Consider the following 6,277-nt stretch of genomic DNA (forward strand, 5'->3'; position numbering starts at 1 on the left):
GACACGTAATCGAGCCCCGTCTTCTCGCAGAAGGCGACCGAGGACGGATCGCCGCCATGCTCGCCGCAAATGCCGAGCTTGATCTTGGCGCGGGTCTTCTTGCCGCGCTCGGCCGCGAGCGCCACCAATTCGCCGACGCCCTCCTGGTCGAGCGAGACGAACGGGTCATGCGCGAGAATGCCCTTCTGGACATAGGCGCCGAGGAAGGAACTGGCGTCGTCGCGCGAAATACCGAGCGTCGTCTGGGTCAGATCATTGGTGCCGAAGGAGAAGAACTCCGCCGTCTCGGCGATCTCGCCGGCGCGCAGGGCGGCGCGCGGCAGTTCGATCATGGTGCCGACCTGATAGGGAATGGTCACGCCGGTTTCCTTCGCCACCGCCTCGGCCATGGCGTCGATGCGCGTCTTGACCAGATCGAGTTCGCGACGGGAGAAGACCAGCGGCACCATGATTTCCGGCGCCACCGACTCGCCAGTCTTCTTCTGGGCCTCGACCGCGCCCTCGAAAATGGCGCGCGCCTGCATTTCCGCGATTTCCGGGAAGGCCACCGCGAGACGAACGCCGCGGAAGCCGAGCATCGGATTGAACTCGTGCAATTCGTCCGCGCGGCGCTTGAGCTTGTCCGGGCTCGCGCCGGTGGCCGCGGCGACTTCCGCGATTTCCTCAGCCGTATGCGGCAGGAATTCGTGCAGCGGCGGGTCGAGCAGGCGGATCGTCACCGGCAGGCCGTGCATGATTTCGAACAGAGCGGCGAAATCGCCGCGCTGCATCGGCAGTATCTTGGCCAGCGCCACGCGGCGGCCGTCCTCATTGTCGGCGAGGATCATCTCGCGCACGGCGACGATACGCTCATTGTCAAAGAACATATGTTCGGTGCGGCACAGGCCGATGCCTTCGGCGCCGAATTTCCGCGCGATGCGCGCATCATTCGGCGTATCGGCGTTGGTGCGGACCTTGAGGCGGCGCTCGCCGTCGGCCCAACCCATCAGCACGGCGAAATCGCCGGACAGTTCGGGCTGAAGCATGGGCACCGCGCCCTCCATCACCTGGCCGGTGGCGCCGTCGATGGTCACGATATCGCCCTTGGCGAAGGTCTTGCCGCTGGCGGTAAAGGTCTGAGCGGCGTAATCGACGCGAACCGTGCCCGCGCCGGAAACGCAGGGCTTGCCCATGCCGCGCGCCACCACCGCCGCATGCGAAGTCATGCCGCCGCGCGTGGTGAGAATGCCCTCCGCCGCATGCATGCCGTGGATATCTTCGGGCGAGGTTTCGACGCGCACCAGAATGACCTTGCGGCCAGCGGCCTTCAGCGCCTCCGCCTCGTCGGACGAGAACACGATCTCGCCGCTGGCGGCGCCGGGAGACGCCGGCAGGCCGGACGCGATGATCTTGCGCTCGGCCTTGGCGTCCAGGGTCGGATGCAGCAATTGATCGAGCGAGGCCGGCTCGATGCGATTGATGGCTTCCTGCTTGGTGATCAAGCCCTCACCGGCCAGCTCCACCGCGATTTTCAGCGCGGCGCGCGCCGTGCGTTTGCCGTTGCGGGTCTGCAGCATCCAGAACTTGCCGCGCTCGACGGTGAATTCCATATCCTGCATGTCGCGATAGTGCTTTTCCAGCAGCTTGGTCGCGCGAACGAATTCCTCGAACACCTCGGGCAGCGCCTTTTCCATCGACGGCTTGTCGGATTTCGCGGCGATACGGGCGGCTTCCGTGATGTTCTGCGGCGTGCGAATGCCAGCCACCACGTCCTCGCCCTGGGCGTTGATCAGGAACTCGCCGTAAAGCGCGTTCTCGCCGGTCGCCGGATTGCGGGTGAAGGCGACGCCAGTGGCCGAGGTCTCGCCCATATTGCCGAACACCATGGCCTGGACATTGACCGCCGTGCCCCAGTCCGCCGGAATGTCGTGCAGGCGGCGGTAGGTGATGGCGCGCTGGTTCATCCAGGACGAGAACACCGCGCCGATCGCGCCCCAGAGTTGTTCCTTGGGATCCTGCGGGAAGGGCTTGCCTGTCTCGCGCTGCACCGCCTCCTTGTAGCTGGCGACGATCTTGCGCCAGTCGTCGGCCTTGAGGTCGGTGTCCTGGTGCAGGCCCTTCTGGTCCTTGTAGACCTCCAGGATTTCCTCGAAATTATGATGCTCCACGTCGAGCACGACGTTGGAATACATCTGGATGAAGCGGCGGTAGGAATCCCAGGCGAAACGCTCGTCGCCGGAGGATTTGGCCACCGCCTCGACCGTGCCGTCGTTGAGCCCGAGATTGAGCACCGTGTCCATCATACCCGGCATCGAGGCGCGAGCGCCGGAGCGCACCGACACCAGCAGCGGATCGTTCGGATCGCCGAAGGTATGGCCGGCGAGCTTGCCGACATAAGCCAGAGCCGCCTCGACCTGTCCGGCGAGATCGGCCGGATAGGTCTGGTTATTGGCGTAATAATAGGTGCAGACCTCGGTCGAAATGGTGAAGCCGGGAGGCACGGGCAGGCCGAGATTGGCCATTTCCGCCAGATTGGCGCCCTTGCCGCCGAGCAAGTTCTTCATTGCGCTGGCGCCTTCGGCCTTGCCGTCGCCGAACGAATAAACCCATTTCGCCATTGTTAAGTCCTTACGCCGTCAGAGGAAATCTGACTTCCGTGTCAGAAAGGATGCTGAGGAGAGCTTTGGATTTCGCCCGCCTTTAACACCCCGGCCGGTCAAAAGCCAAGGGCGCGCGGCGCGATTTCAACCTCAGCCCCGCAATTTCAGACCGAGGCCGATCCAGCTCGCGCCGTAGAAAATCAGGTCCACGCCGAACAGCGTCCCCAGCACGATCATGGTGTTGCCCGGCCAGCCGCCCAGGATGAGCACGCCAAGCAGAAGCGTGACCACGCCCGCGAAAACGACATAGGTCTTGGCCCCGGCCGGGAGCTGCCAACCGAGCCAGATGCGGACCGCGCCGGCGATCAGGAATCCGACGCCCGCGACGACGGTCAGAGCCGCGGCGGCGGTCGTGGGCTGCGCCAGGGCATAGGCCCCGAACACGAGATAGAACAGGCCGCTGATGACCCAGAGAAAGAAGGACGGCCAGTCGCGGCAGTTGAAGCCGATGGTGATTTCGACGGCGCCCGCCAGGATCAGCATCAGCGCGACGAAAAACACCACGGCGAGGGTCGAGACCGCCGCCATCGCCAAGGCGATGGCGCCGAAAACCAGGCAGAGCGCGCCATAGGCCACAAACCAGCCCCAGCGCGACCTCAGGCGCTCGATGGCGCCGCCAAGGCTGTGGCGCGGGTCCAGATCCTGCGGATTCGCACTCATGATCGCCTCCCGATGATCGCTCGCCGGACCTGTCCGGGATCGTCGTCCGGCGGCGCGGGCGGACAGCCCGGCGCCGCGCGCCCGATGGCGCGACGCGATCAAAGCCGCCAAGGCCGGCGGCGTCAAGAGAGTGGCGTCAAGGCGGCGAAACGGCTTGATCTTTACCCTAAAGCGAGGCTTTCGTTTGAATTAACGGCGCGAAAACAAATCGCATTGGTATGATTGCCCCCCGGTCGCGCAACGTGTAAAGCAGCCATTCGCGCTTCTTAACGATGGGCGCCGCATGTGGATCGAGCGTACCGTGAACAATAATTCGACGACTCCCGTTCTCGACCGTGTCAAACTCCCCGCAGACCTGCGCCAATTGCCCGAGAGCGATTTGCGCGCGCTGGCGGAAGACTTGCGCCGCGCGACCATCGATACTGTATCGGTCACCGGCGGCCACCTCGGTTCGAGCCTCGGCGTAGTCGAGCTTACGGTTGCGCTTCATTATGTCTTTAATACGCCGAAAGATCGGATCGTCTGGGATGTCGGCCATCAGGCCTATCCGCACAAGATCCTGACCGGCCGCCGCGACCGCATCAAGACCCTGCGCCAGGGCGGCGGCCTGTCCGGCTTCACCAAGCGCTCGGAAAGCGAATACGACCCTTTCGGCGCGGCCCATTCCTCGACCTCGATCTCGGCTGGCCTCGGCATGGCGGTAGCCCGCACGCTGTCCGGCGGCGACAATAATGTGATCGCGGTGATCGGCGACGGCTCGATGTCGGCCGGCATGGCCTATGAGGCCATGAACAACGCCGGCGCGGCCCATTCGCGCCTGATCGTCATTCTCAACGACAACGACATGTCGATCGCCCCGCCGGTCGGCGCCATGTCCGCCTATCTCGCTCGGCTGTCGTCGGACCGGACCTATCTCAAGCTGCGCGACGCCGGCAAATATCTCGCCCGCCGCCTGCCCAAGACAGTCGAGACGGCCATCACCCGCGCGGTCGAGCACGCCCGGACCTATGTCACCGGCGGCACCCTGTTCGAGGAGCTGGGCTTCTATTATGTCGGCCCGATCGACGGCCATAATCTCGACCATCTGCTGCCGATCCTGAAGAACGTCCGCGACGCCGATGTCGGCGGCCCGGTGCTGATCCATATCGTGACGCAGAAGGGCAAGGGCTACGCGCCCGCCGAAGCGGCGGAAGACAAATATCACGGCGTCAACAAATTCGACGTGGTCACCGGCGCGCAGGTCAAGCCCAAGGCCAACGCCCCGTCCTATACCAAGGTGTTCGGCCAGTCGCTGGTCAAGGAAGCCGAGAAGGACGACAAGATCGTCGCCATCACCGCCGCCATGCCGTCGGGCACCGGGGTCGATTTCTTCCAGCAGGCCTTCCCTAAGCGCACGTTCGACGTCGGCATCGCCGAGCAGCATGCGGTGACCTTCGCGGCGGGCCTCGCGACCGAGGGCTACAAGCCGTTCTGCGCGATCTATTCAACCTTCCTGCAACGCGGCTACGACCAGGTGGTCCATGACGTCGCGATCCAGAACCTGCCGGTGCGCTTCGCGCTCGACCGCGCCGGTCTGGTCGGCGCGGATGGCGCCACCCATGCCGGTTCGTTCGACATCGCCTTCCTCGGCATCCTGCCGAATATGGTGGTGATGGCCGCCGCCGATGAGGCCGAGCTGGTCCATATGATCGCCACCGCCGCCGCCTATGACAAGGGCCCGATCGCCTTCCGCTATCCGCGCGGCGAAGGCGTCGGCGCGGAACTGCCGCAGGAGGGCGTCCCGCTCGAAATCGGCAAGGGCCGCATCGTCCGCCAGGGCGACAAGGTCGCGATCCTCTCGCTCGGCACCCGCCTCGCCGAAGCCTTGCTGGCGGCCGAGCAACTCGCGGCGCAGGGCATTTCCGCCACGGTCGCCGACGCCCGCTTCGCCAAGCCGCTCGACGTCGAGCTGATCCGCACTTTGGCCCGCGACCACGAGGCGCTCATCACCATCGAGGAAGGCTCGATCGGCGGCTTCGGCTCGTTCGTCGCCCAGCAATTGGCCGAAGACGGCCTGCTCGACGGCGGCCTGCGCTTCCGCTCCATGGTCCTGCCCGATATTTTCCTCGACCAGGACAAGCCCGAGGCGCTTTACGCCAGGGCCGGACTCGACGCCAAAGGCATTGTCGGCAAGGTGTTCGAGGCGCTCGGCCGCCCGGCCGCCGCCGCGAAAACGGCGTGAGCCGCGCCTGAAGCGACCCGGGGCAAAACCTCGGGTTTTCTTTTCATTCCACCGGCAATTCGCGTCGCCCGTCCCAGACGGCGGCGAAGGCGCGCATTTTCGTGCGCCAACTGACCTTCTCCATGGCGAGAATGTCGAGGAAATGCGCGAGGCGGCGCGATTTCATCACCGTATAGAAGGTCAGCACGGTCGACGGGATGAAAACCGCCAGAAAGATCACGATCCGATCAAACGTCGGTAGATCGGCGTGGTTGAACAGGTTCATGCCGAGGAAACCGGTCGTGATCGTGCCGATGAGGCTGAACAGAGTCACCACGGTCAATTGCAGGATGGTCACGGCCTGACGGCGCAGCAAGTCCGCCTCCATGAAGGCCTCCATATCGTTGACCTCCTCCCGCAATTCCTTGAACAGAGCGTCGGTGCGCAATTGGCCTTTCCAGAGACGGAACACGTCGCGCAGGATCGCCTGATCCGACACTTCGCAGAAATAATAGCGATGGGTGAAGCGCAGGAAGGTCGCCGAAATCAGGCGAATGTCATGCCGGAACCGCGATACGGAACGGCTGTCATGGCTTTCCAACCGGCCGATCACCTCCACCAGCCGGTTGGACATCATCAGGATCGCAGCGCGGTGGAAATGCGCGATCAGGCCGAGCATGAAGAATTGATGCCGGAACTGGCCGAGGAAGCCCCGCTCTGCGTCGACAAAGCCGCGATCGCCAGCGCGGCCGATCATCACCAAAGCCTGCTGGGTGCA

3 protein-coding genes and 1 pseudogene are annotated in these 6,277 nt (G+C 64.4%); 1 reads left to right on the top strand and 3 read right to left on the bottom strand.

Annotated elements, in window-relative coordinates:
- The coding region (ppdK, locus tag ACE3S9_RS13065) for a pyruvate, phosphate dikinase (protein ID WP_374546907.1) at positions 1-2,597 on the bottom strand (2,597 nt) is incomplete at its 3' end.
- A 132-nt stretch (positions 2,598-2,729) separates the two neighbouring features.
- A complete protein-coding gene (locus ACE3S9_RS13070; RefSeq protein ID WP_374546908.1) occupies positions 2,730-3,299 on the bottom strand; it encodes an HdeD family acid-resistance protein in 570 nt (189 codons plus the stop codon).
- Positions 3,300-3,582: 283 nt separating this feature from the next.
- Between ACE3S9_RS13070 and dxs the strand changes: the two genes are divergently transcribed.
- A complete protein-coding gene (gene dxs, locus ACE3S9_RS13075) occupies positions 3,583-5,520 on the top strand; it encodes a 1-deoxy-D-xylulose-5-phosphate synthase (RefSeq protein ID WP_374546909.1) in 1,938 nt (645 codons plus the stop codon).
- Positions 5,521-5,563: 43 nt separating this feature from the next.
- On the opposite strand, the pseudogene ACE3S9_RS13080 reads toward dxs, so the two are convergent.
- A pseudogene (locus ACE3S9_RS13080) lies at positions 5,564-6,277 on the bottom strand (hypothetical protein); the annotation flags it as partial.

This window comes from Rhodoblastus sp., assembly GCF_041915505.1.
Lineage (GTDB): Bacteria > Pseudomonadota > Alphaproteobacteria > Rhizobiales > Beijerinckiaceae > Rhodoblastus.